The organism is Pseudomonas paraversuta, from assembly GCF_904063065.1.
Taxonomy (GTDB): domain Bacteria; phylum Pseudomonadota; class Gammaproteobacteria; order Pseudomonadales; family Pseudomonadaceae; genus Aquipseudomonas; species Aquipseudomonas paraversuta.
The window spans coordinates 287282-305504 of the sequence record NZ_CAJFCL010000001.1 but is presented as its reverse complement, the minus strand read 5'-3'; the positions used below and the strand labels follow the sequence as shown (position 1 = coordinate 305504).

18 protein-coding genes and 1 pseudogene are annotated in these 18223 nt (G+C 55.9%); 11 read left to right on the top strand and 8 right to left on the bottom strand.

From position 1 onward, the window contains the following. Nucleotides 1-17: 17 nt before the first annotated feature. Complete coding sequence (locus tag JQ845_RS01415) at nucleotides 18-878, bottom strand: MurR/RpiR family transcriptional regulator (protein ID WP_177412960.1); 861 nt, start codon at nucleotides 876-878, stop codon at nucleotides 18-20. A 208-nt stretch (nucleotides 879-1086) separates the two neighbouring features. Here JQ845_RS01415 and zwf point away from each other — a divergent pair, with 208 nt between their 5' ends. From zwf to JQ845_RS01400, 3 genes are read left to right on the top strand one after another with little or no spacing between them, the layout of a single operon-like run. After that, nucleotides 1087-2556, top strand: a complete 1470-nt coding sequence (zwf, locus tag JQ845_RS01410) for a glucose-6-phosphate dehydrogenase (RefSeq protein ID WP_003440716.1) — start codon at nucleotides 1087-1089, stop codon at nucleotides 2554-2556. Continuing rightward, nucleotides 2543-3256 (top strand): 6-phosphogluconolactonase, encoded by a 714-nt coding sequence (gene pgl, locus JQ845_RS01405; protein WP_003440717.1) that lies wholly within the window; start codon nucleotides 2543-2545, stop codon nucleotides 3254-3256. The genes zwf and pgl overlap by 14 nt, the downstream gene beginning before the upstream one ends. Further along, complete coding sequence (locus JQ845_RS01400; protein WP_177412956.1) at nucleotides 3253-3939, top strand: bifunctional 4-hydroxy-2-oxoglutarate aldolase/2-dehydro-3-deoxy-phosphogluconate aldolase; 687 nt, start codon at nucleotides 3253-3255, stop codon at nucleotides 3937-3939. Before pgl ends, JQ845_RS01400 begins: the two co-directional genes overlap by 4 nt. Before the next feature lie 155 nt (nucleotides 3940-4094). Here JQ845_RS01400 and JQ845_RS01395 read toward each other — a convergent pair whose 3' ends face one another. Together JQ845_RS01395 and JQ845_RS01390 are read right to left on the bottom strand one after the other, a co-directional pair. Then, a complete protein-coding gene (locus JQ845_RS01395; protein ID WP_161718037.1) occupies nucleotides 4095-5282 on the bottom strand; it encodes an aminotransferase class V-fold PLP-dependent enzyme in 1188 nt (395 codons plus the stop codon). Nucleotides 5283-5294: 12 nt separating this feature from the next. Beyond that, nucleotides 5295-5531: a DUF3820 family protein gene (locus tag JQ845_RS01390; RefSeq protein WP_019693207.1), complete on the bottom strand. Its 237-nt coding sequence runs from the start codon at nucleotides 5529-5531 to the stop codon at nucleotides 5295-5297. Between the two features lie 207 nt (nucleotides 5532-5738). Here JQ845_RS01390 and JQ845_RS01385 point away from each other — a divergent pair, with 207 nt between their 5' ends. Next, nucleotides 5739-6206 carry a ferritin-like domain-containing protein gene (locus tag JQ845_RS01385; protein ID WP_161718038.1) on the top strand — a complete coding sequence of 156 codons (468 nt, stop codon included), beginning with the start codon at nucleotides 5739-5741 and terminating at the stop codon, nucleotides 6204-6206. A gap of 113 nt (nucleotides 6207-6319) precedes the next feature. Here JQ845_RS01385 and JQ845_RS01380 read toward each other — a convergent pair whose 3' ends face one another. Both JQ845_RS01380 and JQ845_RS01375 read right to left on the bottom strand, forming a co-directional pair. Continuing rightward, entirely contained in the window at nucleotides 6320-6790 is a 471-nt protein-coding gene (locus tag JQ845_RS01380) for a MaoC family dehydratase (protein WP_003440732.1), read from the bottom strand. A gap of 71 nt (nucleotides 6791-6861) precedes the next feature. After that, nucleotides 6862-7806 carry an alpha/beta hydrolase gene (locus tag JQ845_RS01375; protein WP_003440734.1) on the bottom strand — a complete coding sequence of 315 codons (945 nt, stop codon included), beginning with the start codon at nucleotides 7804-7806 and terminating at the stop codon, nucleotides 6862-6864. 209 nt (nucleotides 7807-8015) lie between these two features. Between JQ845_RS01375 and fadD2 the strand changes: the two genes are divergently transcribed. Continuing rightward, entirely contained in the window at nucleotides 8016-9704 is a 1689-nt protein-coding gene (gene fadD2, locus JQ845_RS01370; protein ID WP_003440736.1) for a long-chain-fatty-acid--CoA ligase FadD2, read from the top strand. A 359-nt stretch (nucleotides 9705-10063) separates the two neighbouring features. Further along, nucleotides 10064-11755 carry a long-chain-fatty-acid--CoA ligase FadD1 gene (gene fadD1, locus JQ845_RS01365; RefSeq protein ID WP_003440738.1) on the top strand — a complete coding sequence of 564 codons (1692 nt, stop codon included), beginning with the start codon at nucleotides 10064-10066 and terminating at the stop codon, nucleotides 11753-11755. A 102-nt stretch (nucleotides 11756-11857) separates the two neighbouring features. Here fadD1 and JQ845_RS01360 read toward each other — a convergent pair whose 3' ends face one another. Beyond that, on the bottom strand, nucleotides 11858-12238 hold the full coding sequence (locus JQ845_RS01360; RefSeq protein WP_003440740.1) for a hypothetical protein: 381 nt from the start codon (nucleotides 12236-12238) through the stop codon (nucleotides 11858-11860). Nucleotides 12239-12438: 200 nt separating this feature from the next. On the opposite strand from JQ845_RS01360, the gene JQ845_RS01355 reads away from it, so the two are divergent. The 3 genes from JQ845_RS01355 (at nucleotide 12439) to def (ending at nucleotide 14310) form a co-directional block, all read left to right on the top strand. Then, on the top strand, nucleotides 12439-12630 hold the full coding sequence (locus JQ845_RS01355; protein WP_003440746.1) for a CsbD family protein: 192 nt from the start codon (nucleotides 12439-12441) through the stop codon (nucleotides 12628-12630). Between the two features lie 184 nt (nucleotides 12631-12814). Further along, entirely contained in the window at nucleotides 12815-13768 is a 954-nt protein-coding gene (locus JQ845_RS01350) for a YihY/virulence factor BrkB family protein (RefSeq protein ID WP_003440749.1), read from the top strand. 2 nt (nucleotides 13769-13770) lie between these two features. Next, nucleotides 13771-14310 (top strand): peptide deformylase, encoded by a 540-nt coding sequence (gene def, locus JQ845_RS01345; RefSeq protein ID WP_003440752.1) that lies wholly within the window; start codon nucleotides 13771-13773, stop codon nucleotides 14308-14310. 76 nt (nucleotides 14311-14386) lie between these two features. Here def and JQ845_RS01340 read toward each other — a convergent pair whose 3' ends face one another. Further along, entirely contained in the window at nucleotides 14387-14791 is a 405-nt protein-coding gene (locus tag JQ845_RS01340; protein WP_127195973.1) for a GNAT family N-acetyltransferase, read from the bottom strand. Between the two features lie 589 nt (nucleotides 14792-15380). Here JQ845_RS01340 and JQ845_RS23225 point away from each other — a divergent pair. Both JQ845_RS23225 and JQ845_RS23220 read left to right on the top strand, forming a co-directional pair. Further along, nucleotides 15381-16151: pseudogene (locus tag JQ845_RS23225) on the top strand (PAS domain-containing protein); the annotation flags it as partial. A 9-nt stretch (nucleotides 16152-16160) separates the two neighbouring features. Next, nucleotides 16161-16700, top strand: coding sequence for a methyl-accepting chemotaxis protein (locus tag JQ845_RS23220; protein ID WP_238143970.1), 540 nt, complete (start codon nucleotides 16161-16163; stop codon nucleotides 16698-16700). 51 nt (nucleotides 16701-16751) lie between these two features. Here the strand turns inward: JQ845_RS23220 and JQ845_RS01330 are convergent, their stop codons facing one another. Beyond that, nucleotides 16752-18191 carry an MFS transporter gene (locus JQ845_RS01330; RefSeq protein WP_203008022.1) on the bottom strand — a complete coding sequence of 480 codons (1440 nt, stop codon included), beginning with the start codon at nucleotides 18189-18191 and terminating at the stop codon, nucleotides 16752-16754. Between the last annotated feature and the right edge of the window lie 32 nt (nucleotides 18192-18223).

Sequence of the window (18223 nt, the reverse complement as noted above, 5' to 3'; positions counted from 1 at the left end):
CTCGCTCCTGCAGGTGGTCAGTTGAACTCGTCACCCACCGGATAGCGGCTGGCGTTCAGGCTTTCCTTGATTTTTCGCAGGTGTGGCTGGAAATCCACGCCGCGGCGCAGGGTCATGCCGGTGGCCAATACGTCCAGTACGGTGAGCTGGATGATGCGCGAGGTCATCGGCATGTAAATGTCTGTGTCTTCAGGCAGCGGAATGTTCAGGCTCAAGGTACTGGCCTTGGCCAGTGGCGAATTCTCTGCGGTCAGTCCCAGTACCGAGGCCCCGTTTGCCCGCGCAATGCGTGCTACCTCTACCAGCTCCCGCGTCCGTCCGGTGTAGGAAATAATCACGAACAGCTCGCCGGTGTGCGCCACTGACGCAATCATGCGCTGCATCAACACGTCGGCATGGGCAGTGACGGCCAGGTTGAAACGAAAGAACTTGTGCTGTGCATCCAGCGCCACCGGCGCCGAGGCACCCAGGCCAAAGAAGTGAATCTGGCGGGCCTGGATCAGCAAGTCGACGGCGCGGCTGATAAGGTTGGGGTCCAGTGCCTGGCAGGCGCTGTCGAGCGATGCAATTGCACTGCCGAAAATCTTCTGGGTGTAAGCTTCGGGATTGTCGTCGGCCTCAACTGCGCGGCTGACATAGGCGGCGCCGCTGGCCAGACTTTGCGCCAGTTGCAGCTTTAGCTCCGGGTAACCGCTAACCCCGAACGAACGGCAAAACCGGTTAACCGTAGGTTCACTGACGGAAGCCGCCTGGGCGAGCGCCGCAATGCTGAACCGGGTCGCCTGTTGCGGATTCTGCAGGATGATTTCTGCCACTTTGCGCTCGGCCTTGTTCAGGTCTTCGAGGCGGCTTTTGATCTGTTCGAGTAAATTTCGCACGCGGTCCATTTATGTTCCTTGGTTCAGCGATGCAAAGAGCCGGGTTCTAAAGCAGCTCTGGAAGGTGGCCTATCCTACTGGTGGCCTGTTACGACCACTAGCAGGAATCTGTATTTTGAGAAAATGTTGTGTTTATTACTACATTTTTCCTTGAGTGATACCTTGAAAAAAGGTATTTGTAGCTTAACTTGATAAAAGAACAAACATCATGCCTTCGATTACGGTTGAACCGTGCACCTTTGCCTTGTTCGGCGCCCTTGGCGATCTGGCCTTGCGCAAGCTGTTTCCTGCTTTATATCAACTGGATCGTGCCGGCCTGCTGCATGCCGATACGCGCATTTTTGCGCTGGCTCGCGAGCCGGGTGACGCCCTTACGCATCTGGCACACATCGACAGCCAGTTGCGTCAGTACGTTGGTGCCAAGGAAATCGAAGAAGAAGCGCTAACCCGCTTCCTGGCTCGTTTGAGTTACCTGCATGTGGACTTTCTCAAGACAGAAGATTATTTGCCTCTGGCTGAACAAGCCGGAACGGCCCAGCGCCTGATCGCGTATTTCGCGACGCCGGCGGCGGTGTATGGGGCCATCTGCGAGAACCTGTCCCGGGTCGGTCTGGCTGAAAATACCCGTGTGGTGCTGGAAAAACCCATTGGTTCGGACCTGGACTCATCGCGTAAGGTCAACGATGCCGTCGCGCAGTTCTTCCCCGAGACGCGTATTTACCGCATCGACCACTACCTGGGTAAAGAAACCGTACAAAACCTGATCGCCCTGCGTTTTGCCAACAGCCTGTTCGAAACCCAGTGGAACCAGCGCTACATCTCCCACGTTGAAATCACCGTGGCCGAGAAAGTCGGCATCGAGGGGCGCTGGGGCTATTTCGACAAGGCCGGCCAACTGCGGGACATGATCCAGAATCATCTGTTGCAGCTGTTGTGCCTGATTGCCATGGATCCGCCTGCGGACCTGTCGGCAGACAGCATTCGCGATGAAAAAGTAAAGGTTCTCAAGGCGCTGGCCCCGATCAGCGCCGAAGGTCTGACCACCCAGGTGGTTCGTGGCCAATACATCGCCGGTTACAGCGAAGGGCAGTCGGTCCCGGGCTATCTGGAGGAAGAAAACTCCAATACCCAGAGCGACACCGAAACCTTCGTTGCCCTGCGTGCCGACATTCGTAACTGGCGTTGGGCGGGGGTGCCGTTTTATCTGCGCACCGGCAAACGCATGCCGCAAAAACTGTCGCAGATCGTGATCCACTTCAAGGAACCCTCGCACTACATCTTCGCCCCGGAGCAGCGTCTGCAAATCGGCAACAAGCTGATTATTCGCCTGCAGCCGGACGAAGGTATCTCCTTGCGGGTGATGACCAAAGAGCAGGGCCTGGACAAGGGCATGCAACTGCGTAGCGGCCCGTTGCAATTGAATTTTTCCGACACGTACCGCAGTGCGCGGATTCCGGATGCCTACGAGCGTCTGTTACTCGAAGTGATGCGCGGCAACCAGAACCTGTTTGTGCGCAAAGACGAAATTGAAGCGGCATGGAAGTGGTGTGACCAGTTGATCGCCGGCTGGAAAAAGTCTGGTGATGCGCCCAAGCCGTACGCGGCGGGCTCCTGGGGACCGATGAGTTCCATAGCATTGATTACGCGGGACGGGAGGTCTTGGTATGGCGATATCTGATTTGAAACTGCCTGAAGGGGTCAACGCGCACACCTTCAAGAACCCGGCGATTCTGGCCGAGGAACTGGCAAAAAAAGTGGCCGGGCAATTGAATGCCGCCATTGGCGCGCAAGGTGTTGCCACCCTGGTGGTATCCGGTGGGCGTAGCCCGGTGGCGTTCTTTCAGAGCCTGATCAAGCAACCGGTGGACTGGTCGAAAGTGGTGGTCAGTCTTGCCGATGAGCGCTGGGTCCCGGTGGAGCACGCCGACAGCAACGCCGGCCTGCTCAAAAAGAACCTGCTGCAAGGGCCGGCAGCCAAGGCGCGCTTTGTCGGCTTGTATAACGTGGCGGCCAATCTTGACGCTGCGGCAGAGCAAGCTGACCGCGCATTGGCCGAGTTACCGCCGATTGATGTCCTGATTCTGGGCATGGGCGACGACGGGCACACCGCCTCGCTGTTCCCCGACAGCCCGAATCTGCTTGAAGCCTTGAAAGCGGATGGTGAGCGTCGTTGCTGGCCGATGCTGGCACCGACCGTGCCTCATCAACGCTTGAGCATGAGCCGCAGCCTGCTGGCGAGCGCCAGGAACACGGTGCTGTCGATTCAAGGGCAGGCCAAATTGAATACCCTCAACGAAGCGCTGGCGGGCACTGACATTGCCGCCTTGCCGATTCGTGCCTTTCTGCAACCTACGTTAGAGATTTACTGGTGCCCATGAGCCAAGGATCAGCTGCCATGACAATAAAAACTGCGAACGTATCGATGGCCGATAAAGTCGCCCTGATCGATGAACTGTGTGCCTCGGCGCGAATTCTGCCGGTGATCACCATCGCTCGTGAGCAAGACATTCTGCCGCTGGCCGATGCGCTGGCTGCGGGCGGCCTGACGGCACTTGAAGTGACTTTGCGTTCACAGTTCGGGCTCAAGGCCATTCGTGTTCTGCGCGAGCAACGGCCCGAGCTGGTAACGGGGGCGGGCACCGTGCTGGACCGGCACATGCTGGCGGCTGCCGAAGAGGCCGGTTCGCAATTTATTGTCACCCCGGGCATTACCCGTGACCTGCTGGAAGCCAGCGTGGCCAGCGATATCCCGCTGCTGCCGGGTATCAGCAATGCGTCCGGAATTATGGAAGGCTACGGTCTGGGTTACCGTCGATTCAAGCTGTTCCCGGCTGAAGTCAGCGGCGGTGTGGCGGCGATCAAGGCGCTGGGCGGCCCCTTCGGTGAAGTGAAATTCTGCCCGACCGGCGGTGTTAGCCCGGCGAACATTCGCAACTACATGGCATTGAAAAATGTGATGTGTGTGGGCGGTAGCTGGATGCTCGACAGCGAGTGGATCAAGAACGGCGACTGGGCCCGAATCCAGGAATGCACCGCCGAGGCCCTGGCTTTGCTGGATTGACCACCTGTGTAACGAATTTGTTGTGTGTTCTACGGTTTTTGGTGCGCTTGGTCGGCGCACCTTTTTTTTGTCCGCAATTCCCAACGATGAGTCACCTGCAGGAGCGAGCTTGCCTGGCGATCTTTCAAAGATCGCGAGCAAGCTCGCTCCTGCAGTTAGCCCCGGGAAAGCTCGCGCAGTGCCCTGATCAACCTGTTGATGTCATCCAGCGAGGTGGTGAGGCCCACGGTGATGCGAATACAGCTACCGCAGGCTGAACCGCCGCGCACCACGGTGAACAGGTTGTAATCCTTGAGCAGACGATCTGCCATCGGTGTTTGATCCTGCAGGTGGGTGAATCGCAGGGCAGAAATGGCGCATTGCAGACGCGGGTCATCAGGCGTGAGCACTTCGATGCCCGGCATTTTTCGCGCTTCACTCACCCATAGCTCGCGCAGATAGTTCAGGCGTTCGCCTTTGGCCCGGGCGCCACCCAGGTCTTTGTGCTCTTGCAGCACCTTTGGCAGGGTCAGCCATGCCGGAATATTGACCGTGCCATAGGGGGCCCGGTTACGAATATCAGGTTCCGGGTAACGTTGACTGCCCATGTCCGGGCTAATGTCTGCCAGACGCCGCGGGTCGATATACATGACCCCCAGGGTCAGTGGTCCGCCGATCCATTTATGCAGGTTGTAACCGGCAAAGGCCACGCCCAGGGCCTGCAGGTCGAACTCGATCTGGCCAAGCGCATGGGCACCGTCCAGCACCACGTCCACGCTGTGGGCGTTGGCCGCATCGACTATCGCCTGCACCGGCATGACCAGTCCGGTGAGGTGTGTCACGTGGGTCAGCGCCATCAGCTTGATTCGCGGATGACGTGCCAATACCTCACGATAGCTGGCGACCAGGCTGTCATGGCTGGCGGGGTGCTCATGGATTATTTCGATGATCTCAAGCCCGCGCTGCCGGGCCACCCAGCGCATGGCTGACTCGACGCTGGGGTACTCCAGGTCGCTGATCAGCAACTGATCGCCGGGCTGCAAGGCGTTGTAGTTGCGAATCAGCGATTGCAGGGCATCCGAAGCGCAGCGGGTGAGGGCGATGCTGGCGTCTTCAACGCCGAGCAAGCCTGCCAGTTGATGATGGATCTCGATATTCTGCGGACCATCGAATTGCGGGCGCACATGCACCGAGTTCTTGCGGTTGATAAAGTCGATATTGCGCTGGTAGTCCTGGGCAACTCCTCGGGTCATGCGCCCGAAGTAGCCGTTTTCCAGATTGACCGGACCGGCTGCTACGTCGTAGCGCTCGGCGATGCTGTGCCAATAATCTTCGTTGCGGGCGTTCTCTTCAATCCTTGGCATGGGGCAACTCTATCAGTGGCGGGGTTTGGGTTTTCCGTGTTTGGCGCGCAACGGGTCGAGCAGGTCTGACAGACCGTTGTGATCGATTTCCTGCATCAGGGCCAGAAGACCGCCCAATTCGCCGTGTGGAAAGCCTTCTCGGGCAAACCAGTTCAAATACTGGCCCGGCAGGTCGGCAATGATCCGCCCCTTGTATTTGCCGAATGGCATTTCGCGGGTCACCAGCAGTTCGAGTTTTTCGGGGTTCATGCAGCAGCCTTCAGGTACGTGATGCAACGAATGATAAATACAGGCATTTTGCATGCAGGCCAATTGACAGATCATGCAAAAAAACCGGATACAGATAGTTATGATTTCTATAACTTGTTGATATATAAGGATTTATTCAAATTCAGCAACTGGCACGGGGTCTGCAAATACTAATGCACGATCCTCAACCTTGTAAGGAATTGAATAATGACTGACCTCAATAAAGAAGCCATCTCTGTCCTGAACGATCTGATCGAAACCAGTAAAGACGGTCAGGAAGGGTTCAAGACCTGCGCCGAAGATATCAAGCATCCTGAGCTCAAGGCCCTGTTTGCAAAACGCTCTGCAGATTGTGCGGCTGCGGCTGCCGAGCTGCAGGCCGCGGTACGCCAGTTGGGTGGCGACCCGGAGACCAGTACAAGCGTGGCGGGTGATTTGCATCGTCGCTGGGTCGATGTGAAATCGATGTTTACCGGCAAGGATGAAGAGGCAGTGCTCAATGAAGCCGAGCGCGGCGAAGACCATGCGCTGAAGGCTTATAAGGAAGCGCTGGCAAAAATCGAGAAGCACCAACTGCTGCACATTCGTGATCTGGTAGAGCGTCAGTACCATGGCTTACAACGCAATCACGACCAGGTCAAGGCTCTGCGCAACCAGGCTCGTGCCCGCTCTTAAACGTAAACGCCTGCGTAGCCCTTGGTAGCTGAGGGCTTACTCGCATACAGCAAAAACCCGGCCTGTCATCCAGGCCGGGTTTTTGCGTTGCGGGCATTTGCACGTCGTGCAAATCAGCTAATGCTGATAGCCGGCAACGGGGTCAGGGTTACGGTTTGTTGTTTGCGCGGGGCAATGATTTCGGCTTCGCCATCGACCACGATTTCATCGCGTTGATTGAACACACGGGTCGCTATACGCACGCGGAACTTGGGCAGTTTCTCGAGAATTTCCAGACGCACGGTCAGGGTGTCGCCAATTTTCACCGGCTTCTGAAAGGTCATTTGCTGGCCGACATAGATAGTGCCCGGGCCAGGCAACTCACAGGCCACGGCTGCACTGATCAGCGCGCCACTGAACATGCCGTGGGCAATGCGTTCTTTGAACATGGTTGCGGCGGCAAACTCCGGATCCAGGTGCACCGGGTTGTGGTCACCGGACATGGCCGCAAAAAGCTGAATGTCGCGCTCTTCGACGGTTTTGCTGTAACTGGCAGTCTGGCCGACTTCAAGGGCTTCGTACGGGGTGTTGGTAACCTGAGTCATCTAGCGCATGTCCTGTGACGAGTGTTTAATTTCAAGTTTTTGATTTTAAAGTATTTTTTAGAATGGTCGAGCTATTCGCTGTGGGGCGGGCGGGAGCGAAGCAGGGCCTGGTCAAGCCATTCGACAACATCTGCAGTCACTTCGTCACGGTTGATTTCGTTGAAGAGCTCATGCCGTGCCTGGGGGTAGATTTTGAGTTGCAAGTCCTGACTGCCGGCTTTGCGTAAAGCCCCGGCCAGGGATTCCAGGCGCTTGCCTTCACTGACCGGGTCACAGGCGCCACCCATCACCAGCAAAGGCAGGGCTGAATCAATTTGCACGAGGTTGGACGCTTTGCTGATTTGCTGCAAGCCGCCCAGCAGATCAATCCAGAGTTGATTGGTGCAACGAAACCCGCACAAGGGGTCGTTGGCGTAGGCATCGACTTCGGCCGGATCGCGACTGAGCCAGTCATAGCGGGTGCGATTGGGCTTGAATGCTTTATTGAACGAGCCAAAGGACAACCACTCGATCAGCGCGCTGCGTCCTTTCGGGCCCTGGCGCCAGCGTTCCAGTCGGGCTATCAGGCTGGCAGCCCGGTAAAGCGCGACAGGCTGGAAATTGGAGGCGCTCAGAATTGCTCCCTGCAGACTGTTGCTGTGGTGGAGCAAGTACGCCTGGGCGATGTAGCTGCCCATGCTGTGGCCAAGCAGGAATATCGGAAGCCCCGGGTGGGCCTGGCCGATGTGCTGATGGAGGCTGGCGACATCACTGACCACCGCGCACCAGCCATCATGGTCAGCAAAGTAGCCCGGTGTTCCGCGTTCGGCCGTTTTACCGTGTCCGCGCTGGTCGTGGGCATACAGGCCAAAACCGGCTTCATTTAGGGCCTTGCCCAGTCGGGCATAGCGAGCAGTGTGTTCCGCCATGCCGTGGACCAGCAACACAATGGCTTTGGGCGTAGCGCCAGGCAGCCACTGATTAACCAAAAGGCCGCTACGGTCATTCGCGTCCAGCCAGAAAGTCTGATGAATCATGGCCATTCCTTTACACGGAGTAGGAGCAGTGTATAGCGCATTCACAGGCAAACCACTTAACTGGCGATGCCGCGGTAATAAGATTCAAGATGTAAATGGCGAATATCGGTGTATTTGCCTACAACTTGATAACTGTTAACGTCAGTTAGCTCCGCTTTTCAACGCCCAAGGGAAGCGGCCAGGCACATTCAGGTCCGAGGACAAAAATAATGCAACCTGATTTCTGGAATGACAAACGTCCTGCCGGTGTACCGCTGGATATAGATATGACGGCCTTCACATCGGTCGTTGATGTGTTTGAACGCTCGTGCAAGAAATTCGCCGATCGTCCGGCGTTCAGCAACCTGGGTGTGACCATCACTTATGCCGAACTGGAGCGCCACAGCGCAGCGTTTGCCGGTTATCTTCAAAATCATACCGACCTCAAGCCCGGCGACCGCATCGCTGTACAGATGCCCAACGTGCTGCAATATCCGATCGCGGTATTTGGTGCGTTGCGCGCCGGTCTGATCGTGGTCAACACCAACCCGCTGTACACCTCTCGCGAAATGCGCCATCAGTTCAAAAGTGCCGGGATTCGGGCGCTGGTGTACTTGAACATGTTCGGCAAGCGCGTGCAGGAAGTGCTGGCAGATACCGAGATCGAGTACCTGATCGAAGCCAGAATGGGCGACATGATGCCGGCTGCCAAAGGCTGGATTACCAACCTGGTGGTCGACAAGGTCAAAAAGCTGGTGCCGGCCTACCAGTTGCCCCAGGCCATTGCCTTTAAAAGCGTATTGCACCGGGGCGCAGGCCAGCCGATTCGGCCGGTGCCGGTGACGCTGGATGACACGGCAGTCCTGCAATACACCGGTGGCACCACCGGACTGCCCAAGGGCGCAATGCTCAGTCACGGCAATCTGGTGGCCAACATGCAGCAGGTGCGTGCTTGTCTGTCCCAGCATGACGAGAGTGGGCAACCGATTCTCAGGGACGGTCGGGAGGTCATGGTGGCGCCGTTGCCGCTGTACCATATCTATGCATTTACCGCTAATTGCATGGGTATGATGGTCACGGGTAACCACAACATCCTGATCACCAATCCGCGTGATATCAAAGGTTTCATCAAGGAGCTGAAGAACTGGCGGTTCACCGCTTTTCTGGGACTTAACACCCTGTTTGTCGCGCTGATGGACCATCCGGACTTCAAGAGCCTGGATTTCTCGGGGCTGAAGGTCACCAACTCGGGCGGTACTGCGCTGGTCAAGGCCACGGCCGAGCGTTGGGAAAAAATCACCGGATGCCGCATCGTTGAGGGCTACGGCCTGACTGAAACGTCGCCGGTGGCCAGTGCCAACCCCTGTGGTTCTCTGGCCCGGCTGGGCACCGTGGGCATGCCGGTTCCGGGCACGGCGATGAAAGTAGTCAGCGATGATGGCAGCGACCTGGGTTTGGGGGAGCGCGGCGAGCTATGTGTCAAAGGCCCGCAAGTCATGAAGGGGTACTGGCAAAACCCGCAGGCAACGGCCGAAGTGCTGGACGCCGAGGGCTGGTTCAAGACGGGTGATATTGCGGTGATTGATCCCGATGGTTTTGTCCGGATTGTCGATCGCAAAAAGGACCTGATCATCGTTTCGGGTTTCAACGTGTACCCCAATGAAATCGAAGATATCGTGATGGCCCACCCCAAAGTGGTGAATTGCGCGGTAATCGGCGTGCCCGACGAGCGCACCGGGGAGGCCGTCAAACTCTTTGTAGTCGCGCGCGAAGGCGGGGTCAGCGTTGAAGAGCTCAAGGCGTACTGCAAGGACAACTTCACCGCTTACAAGGTACCCAAGCAGATAGTGCTGCGTGACTCCTTGCCCATGACTCCCGTGGGGAAAATCCTGCGTCGCGAGTTGCGTGATAACGCCTGATTCCATCAGCCTGGTGAAAAACGCCCGTTTGCTTTGAGCAGGCGGGCGTTTTTATTCGTCTATAACAATAGACAGGGTTTGATCTGGATCTCTGAGGGGGCGCCGTAATGCCTGAATTAGAGCGGTTTTACTATCAATAGAGCTATTGTACTAATGATGACTTTGGATTGTCCTACAGTCAGGTTTGTGACTCTGCGGGCCATCTTTGGCTCTAGGCGGCCTCTGGCAAAGCTGCTACTCTCGGCGCGCTTTGTGACTTCTCGGTAAGTGAAAAGCCAGATTTATCCATTACAAAAATCACACAAATAATAACCGCATCAATGCGGTGAAGAATTCGCGACGCTGAGGAGTGGGCTTCCATGATTGAAGACTTTTGGAAGGATAAGTACCCAGCTGGGATTGCTGCTGAAATCAACCCGGATGAATACCCGAATATTCAGACGGTACTGCGCCAATCTTGCCAACGTTTTGCGGATAAACCCGCATTTAGCAACCTCGGTAAAACCATCACCTATGGTGAGCTTTACCAACAGTCAGGTGCATTTGCCGCCTACCTGCAGCAGCACACCGACCTGCAACCCGGCGATCGCATTGCTGTGCAGTTGCCCAACTTGCTGCAATACCCGATCGCTGTGTTCGGAGCCATCCGCGCCGGCTTGATCGTGGTTAATACCAACCCGCTGTATACCGCGCGGGAAATGGAACACCAATTCAATGACTCCGGCGCCAAGGCGCTGGTATGCCTGGCGAACATGGCGCATCTGGCCGAAAAGGTCGTGCCCCAGACTTCGATCAAGCATGTGATCGTTACTGAAGTGGCTGACCTGCTGTCGCCCTTCAAGCGCGTATTGATCAACAGTGTCATCAAGTACGTGAAAAAAATGGTCCCGGCGTATCACTTGCCCAAGGCCATCAAGTTCAACGATGTGTTGAGCAAGGGGCATGGCCAGCCAGTAAACGAAGCCAGCCCGCTTGCCAATGACGTCGCGGTTCTGCAATACACGGGCGGCACCACCGGTGTGGCCAAGGGGGCGATGCTGACCCATCGCAACCTGATCGCCAACATGCTGCAGTGCAAGGCGCTGATGGGTTCCAACCTTAACGAAGGTTGCGAAATCCTGATCACGCCATTGCCGCTTTATCATATCTACGCGTTCACCTTTCATTGCATGGCAATGATGCTGCTGGGCAATCACAACATATTGATCAGCAACCCGCGTGACCTGCCGGCGATGGTTAAAGAGCTGTCGAAGTGGAAGTTCTCCGGCTTCGTAGGGCTTAACACCCTGTTTATAGCGCTGTGCAACAACGACGGGTTCCGCAAGCTGGACTTCTCGTCCCTGAAAGTGACCCTGTCGGGGGGCATGGCCCTGCAACTGTCCGTGGCCGAGCGCTGGAAGACGGTAACCGGCTGTGCCATTTGCGAAGGCTACGGCATGACCGAGACCAGCCCGGTGGCCTCGGTCAATCCGATCCAGCACATTCAGATCGGCACTATCGGCATTCCGATGCCTTCGACCCTGTGCAAAGTGATCAATGATGCGGGTGAAGAGCTGCCGTTGGGTGAAATCGGCGAGCTGTGCATCAAGGGCCCGCAGGTGATGAAAGGTTATTGGGAGCGTCCTGATGCAACTGCCGAGATCATGGACAGCGAAGGCTGGTTGAAGTCCGGTGACATCGCGCTGATTCAACCTGATGGCTATATGCGCATTGTCGATCGCAAAAAAGACATGATCCTGGTCTCTGGCTTTAACGTTTACCCGAACGAGCTGGAAGATGTGATGGCCTCATTGCCGGAAGTGTTGCAGTCGGCGGCGATCGGTATTCCTGATGAAAAAACCGGCGAGCTGATCAAGGTTTTTATTGTGGTCAAGCCGGGCATGACCCTGAGCAAAGAGCAGGTCATGGCGCATATGCGCGCGAACCTGACCGCTTATAAAGCGCCGAAAGTTGTCGAGTTCCGTGACAGTTTGCCGACCACCAACGTAGGCAAGATCCTGCGCCGTGAGTTGCGTGACGAAGAGATGAAGAAACTGGGTCTTAAAAAGTAATCTGCCCTTAAACAACAAAGCCCCGCATTGCGGGGCTTTTTTGTTTCAGCTCGCGTTCACCACTGTGCAGGAACGAACTTGCCCCTGCAGGGTTTGCGCTGTTTATTTTTGCAGAAACTGCGAAAAGTTGACGCCTGTGCCTGTCGGACGCACGTCCTGCAGGAAGGAGTCTTTGTCCGCGCTCAGCTCAAGACTCATGGTCGGCGTACGCTTGTGCGTCGCTCGTACCACCATGCCTTCGCGTTTCTCGCGCAGGAACGCAGTGGTGACCTTCAGGTGCAGCAGTTCATCGGTACTTGGGGTATGCAGCAACAGATGCACCCATTCGTACTGACCGACGGCCAGACGCGCCAGGGGAATATCGAACCACCAGATATTCTTGTTGGTGTTCAATGTGGCGAAATGGCAGTTGTTGACGCCAAGCACAGCGCCGCCAAGTTCCTGGTTTCTGCGGGCAATGGCCAGCTTTTTATCGAGTTTCATAACCTTCCTACAATTGCTGATCTTCAGCGCCATAGCCTGAATCCGTTGCGCATTCTCGGGGGTTAGGCGGCAAACATAAAGCTCAACCTGCGCGGAACGACGAAATGATGGCCAGAAAATAAATGAAACTCCTGCGGTGACGATCGGGTCAATGATTCTGTCGATGTAATGACATCCGAAATTTCATCAGGAGAAATCCCATGAGCAGCACTGGCGATAAGATCAAAGGCAAAGCGAACGAAGCAGTAGGTAATGTCAAACAAGCGGTGGGGAAAGCGACCGACAATGACAAGCTGCGTGCCGAAGGCAAGGCCCAGGAGCTGAAAGGCGAAGGCCAGCAAGCGGTAGGCAAGGTGAAAGATGCGGTCAAGAAAACCGTCGATAAAGCCTGATAACCCAGGATTGCCGCAGGTGCGTCGGGTACCTGTGGCGAACATGAACGGTCATCCATGTGATGGCCGTTTTTGTATAAGTGTTTCCATAGTCGCCAACTTGACTACATTTGAGGTAAAACCCCAACCCAGAGCTTATGGCTGGCTTGCACAACCTACTTTTTAAGCGGCGAAAGGAGACGCTATGTTATTCCCGGTCTTGAATGGCCTGCCGTTGGGCAAAGTACTGATTCGCACGGTGAAAGAGTTTATCGACGATGAAATGTCGACTTACGCCTCGGCACTGGCCTATCAAATGCTGTTTTCGTTATTCCCTTTCATTCTGTTTTTGATTGCCCTGATCGGCTTCTTGCATCTGCCGGACTTTTTCTCCTGGTTGCGCCTGCAGTCTGAACTGGTACTGCCGCCGCAGGCACTGGAGCAGGTCAACCCGGTCATCGATCAGTTGCAGCAGTCCAAGGGCGGATTGCTGTCGGTGGGTATCGTAATTGCCCTGTGGACCGCTTCGGCCGGTGTGCGGCTGATGATGAGCGCCATGAATGCCGCCTACGATGTGGTCGAGGGGCGGCCAGTCTGGAAGCGATTCCCGCTGTCGATTTTTTACACCATCGGCATTGCCGGAATGCTTCTGGCAGCCGCCGCGCTGATGGTGCTCGGGCCGCAGGTGATGAGCTGGCTGGCAGGACAGGTCGGGCTCGAAGAGTTCGTGGTGACACTGTGGACCATCCTGCGCTGGCCTGTGATTGTGCTATTGCTGATGGTGGCGGTGGCGGTGATTTACTACGTCATGCCGGATGTGGAGCAAAAATTCCGGTTTATCACCCCGGGTTCGGTGCTGGCGGTGGTTGTGTGGATCGTGGCTTCGCTGGGCTTTGCCTTTTATGTCAAAACCTTTGCTGACTACAACGCCATGTATGGCAGCATCGGTGCGATCATCGTGCTGTTGCTGTACTTCTACATTTCTGCCGCGGTGCTGCTGCTGGGGGCTGAAATGAACGCCGTGATCGAGCACATGTCGGCAGAGGGCAAGGATCCGGGCGAAAAAACCTTCGATGGCTCCGACGACCCTGATCCCAAGCAACACGTCTCCGGGCTGGGGCGTGACCATTCCATTCCATCCACTCCAGATGAAGCCTGACTATGATTCGTGAAATTCTGAAAATGGGCGATGAGCGTTTATTGCGCGTTGCCCAGCCGGTACCGGCTGAAATGTTCGATACCCCGGAACTCTGGCAGTTGCTGGACGATATGTTGCAGACCATGGAGCACGCGGGCGGTGTGGGGCTGGCGGCCCCGCAAATCGGGGTTGACCTGCAGATGGTGATCTTCGGGTTCGAGCACAGCGAACGTTACCCTGATGCTGAAGCCGTACCACAAACCATCCTGATCAATCCGTTGATCACTCCGCTCGGTCCGGCGCTTGAAGAAGACTGGGAAGGCTGCCTGTCGGTGCCTGGTTTGCGCGGGGCAGTCGAGCGTTTTCAGAAGATCCGTTACGAAGGTTTCACGCCTAAAGGTGAACCGATCGTACGTGTGGCGGAAGGTTTTCATGCACGAGTAGTGCAGCATGAATGCGACCACCTGATCGGTCGCCTGTACCCGTCGCGGATCAAGGATTTCAGCAAGTTCGGTTTTATCGAGGTGTTGTTCCCGGACCTGGAGCCGGGCACCCGGGAATAACTGCCTTGCTTTGCAGGGGCGAGCTCTTTGAATGCTCTTCAAACAGCTCGCCCCTGCAGGGAGGGGAGCGCCGGGCTTAACGGCCCATCGCTATCATCGCCTTGTTGCGTTGATAGCGCACCAGCCGCTCATACAGGGCATGGGGCAAGTCAACCTCCAGACTGAACCCCATCTTTTCATAGAGCCCTTGCAGTTCAGGGTCGCAAAACAACCAGACCATCCCTTCGCACTGCGATGTTGCCGCGTTGACCAGCGTGGTAGCTATGCCTTGCCCGCGTACTGCCGGATCGACAAACAGGCCGGTCAACCAGTAACCGTTGGCCATTGGTCGCAGACACAAACCGGCGACTATCTGGTCCTGGCGGGCAACCCACAATTGAGCTTCCTTGCTCGCTTTCATCGACGATTGGTGAGAGCGGTAAAACTTGTTCAGCAAGGGCCACAACGGCGCGTCGAGCGAAGAATAAGCAATGGCAGTCATAAGTCCACAGGCTTGAAAAGGGAGCGGCAGTATAAACAAATAAGTGCTTGAACTTTATAAACCTTGGGTATTGCCGCTTATTTGCAATTAAAACGCTTTGTTTATCATTGTTTTTTGAATAAAGGGTTTTAAATCCGAGTGGGTTCCCGATAGGTGTTATACCTGTGCCACACCCCCTGAACAGTTGAGCGCTTAACATGGCTAAAGGTATGGATTCAAAGAAGGCCGCGAAAAAGAAACCGGCCAAAACAGCCGATGAAAAACGCGCGGACAAGAAAACCAAAAAATCCGAAGTCGGATTGTTTGGTCACTGAGTGATTTACAGGAGCCCGTATTCCGGGCTCCTTGGTTTTTTGATTGGCGCAACGTCGATTTGGATTATTCTGCGCAATTGAGCACTTCGTCGCACACTGATGGCGATTTGCTTGCACGCTGTATCTGGCTGGCTATGCTTCAATTCTTGGGGGTTGAACATATAAAACTTACATCCCCGAAGTGCGCACATCTCTATGTTAAAGGCAGCAGGCACGTTTTCTTGTGTCGTGAAGCGTTTGAATTATCAATAGAAAGCATCTTCAGGAATTGAGCCATGTTCAACTTTCATCACAAAGCCGACCTGCTTGAGAATCAGCGCCTCACCTGTTCTCTGGATGAGAGCAAGGCCAAGCTGATGGCCGTCAGCCGCTCAATGGCAATCATTGAGTTCACTGCCGATGGCGTCATTGTGGATGCCAACGAAAATTTCTGTCGCGTGACGGGTTACTCGGTCGATGAGATCTGCGGTAAACATCACCGTCTTTTTTGTGAACCGGACTATCTGCGCACTGAACAATACGCACAGTTCTGGAAGGACCTGGCCAGTGGGGTGCCCATGAGCGGCACTTTCTTGCGGCTTGATAAAGCCGGGCGCGAGATCTGGCTTGAGGCCAGCTACATGCCGATCACCGGCCCGAACAATGAGGTGACCCGGGTACTCAAGGTGGCAACCGAGATTACCGAGCGGATCAACAAAGAGCGGGAAAATCAAAGCATTGTGAATGCATTGAGCCGCGCCATGGCGATGATCGAGTTCTCGCCCGATGGCCGTGTGATCAACGCCAATCAGAACTTTCTCGACACCATGCATTATTCACTGTCTGAAATTGTCGGGCAGCACCACAGCATGTTCTGTCGCAGCAGTGAGAGCGAGTCTGGCGCCTATAAAGCTTTCTGGGCTTCCCTGAATCGCGGCGAATACCATTCCAGACGCTTTGAACGGGTCGATAAATACGGCCATACAGTTTTCCTGGAAGCGTCCTACAACCCGATTTTTGATGCCAAGGGCCGACTGTATAAGGTCGTCAAATTCGCCAGCAACATCACCGCCCAAGTGACTAACCTGCAAACCGCCGCCGAGTCGGCCCACAGCACTTCGGTACAGAACGACGCCTGTGCGCAGAAGGGTTCTCAGGTGGTTCAGCAGACTGTACAAATCATCGAAGCCATCTCCAAAGATCTCAATGAAGCCGCGCAAAGCATCGATGCGGTGAACAAGCAGTCCGACATCATTGGCAAAATCGTGCAGACCATTCGTGGTATTGCGGATCAAACCAATTTACTGGCGCTCAATGCTGCGATTGAGGCGGCCAGGGCCGGTGAACATGGGCGGGGTTTTGCTGTGGTGGCGGATGAGGTCAGAAGCCTGGCGGCACGTACCAGCGCGGCAACTGTGGAAATTGTCGAGGTGGTGCGCAAGAACCATGATTTGTCGCTGAGCGCGGTGAGCAGCATGCAGTCCAGCCTGAGCCGGACCGGGCTCGGGGTTTCGCTGGCGAATGAGGCCGGGGAGGCGATTCTGGAAATCCAGCAGGGCTCCAAGCATGTGGTGGATGCCATCAGCCAGTTCAACTCGACGCTGCAACTGCATTAAAGGCCAACCCCCCCGACCGATTGTGTGAGCCGGCACCCCGGCTCACCGTTGTTACCGATGGGCAATGCTCTCCAGTGCCAGGTTACGGGTACGCGGACCAAACCCGCCGATGGTGATCATCACGATCAGCATGCTGCTGACGATAAACGCCAATACCCCCGGTGTGCCGAAGTGCTCCAGGAAAATACCCACCAGCAAACTGCTGAACACAGTGGACAGCCGGCTGAATGAATAGCAGAAGCCGACCGCACGCGCCCGGATGTTGGTCGGGAACAGTTCGCTTTGATAAGAGTGATAGCTGAAGCTCAGCCAGGCGTTGCAGAAGGTGATCATCACACCGCAGAACACCAGGCCCAGCGCGCTGGTCTGAAACGCGAACAAGGTACCGAAAATCATTGCTCCAAGCGCTGAGCCAACAATCTGCCACTTGTTTTCAAAGCGGTTGGCAAAGCGCATGAACAGCAGCGGCCCAAGGGGGTAGGCCAGGGTAATGATGAAGGCGTACATCAGACTGTGGGTGACGCTGACCCCCTGTCCTGAAATCAGCGCGGGCAACCAGTTGCCGAAGCCAAAGAAGCCGATGGCCTGAAAGACGTGAAACACGATCAGCATGATGGCGCGTCGGCGATACGGCGGTTTCCAGATATCGGCAAAGCGGCCTTCACCTTCAAGGTTCACGGGTTCAGGTTCGGGCGTAGCCAATGGTTTTTTGTGGTCACTCAGGCAGCGGGCTTCCAGATCATCAAGGATCCTGTTGGCCTCTTCAAAGCGACCCTTTTGCGCCAGCCAGCGCGGGGATTCAGGCAGGCTTGAGCGTAACCACCAGATAAACAGGGCAAACACGGCGCTGGCCAGCACCACCCAGCGCCAGCCCGAGACGCCAAACGGCGCCTGTGGCACCAGCCACCAGGACATCAATGCAACGGCTGGCACTGACAAGAACTGAATAAAAAACGCAAAGGCGAAGGCCGAACTGCGCATGCGCTTGGGCACCAGTTCTGACAGGTAGGCGTCAATCGTGACCAGCTCGATACCCAGACCAATGCCCACCAGGAAACGCATGAAGATGATGCCTGCAGCCGAACTCTGAATGCCCATCAACACCGTGGCCAGGGTGTACCAGATCAAGGCGAAGGTGAAAATTGCGCGCCGTCCGAAGCGGTCGGCCAGAGGGCTGAGCATACTGGCGCCAAGGAACAGGCCAAGAAAAGTGGCCGAGGCAAATGCAGCCTGATCAGAAAAACCGAACACCCCTTGTGCGCCCGTCGCGAAAATACCGTCATGAATCAGGCCCGGGCTTATATAGGCAGTCTGGAACAGGTCGTAAAGCTCAAAAAAACCGCCTATTGAAAGCAGTGCCACTAATTTCCAGACACTGGCCACGGCCGGCAGGCGATCAATCCGTGCGCTGATCCAGGCCGCACGGGCAGGATCGATTCCGTCCGCTTGGGCGGCCGTTGCGCCAGGGTAGGTAGAGGAGACTTCAGGCATTGGCGAACTTCCTTTTTCTGTAAGTCAGAAAG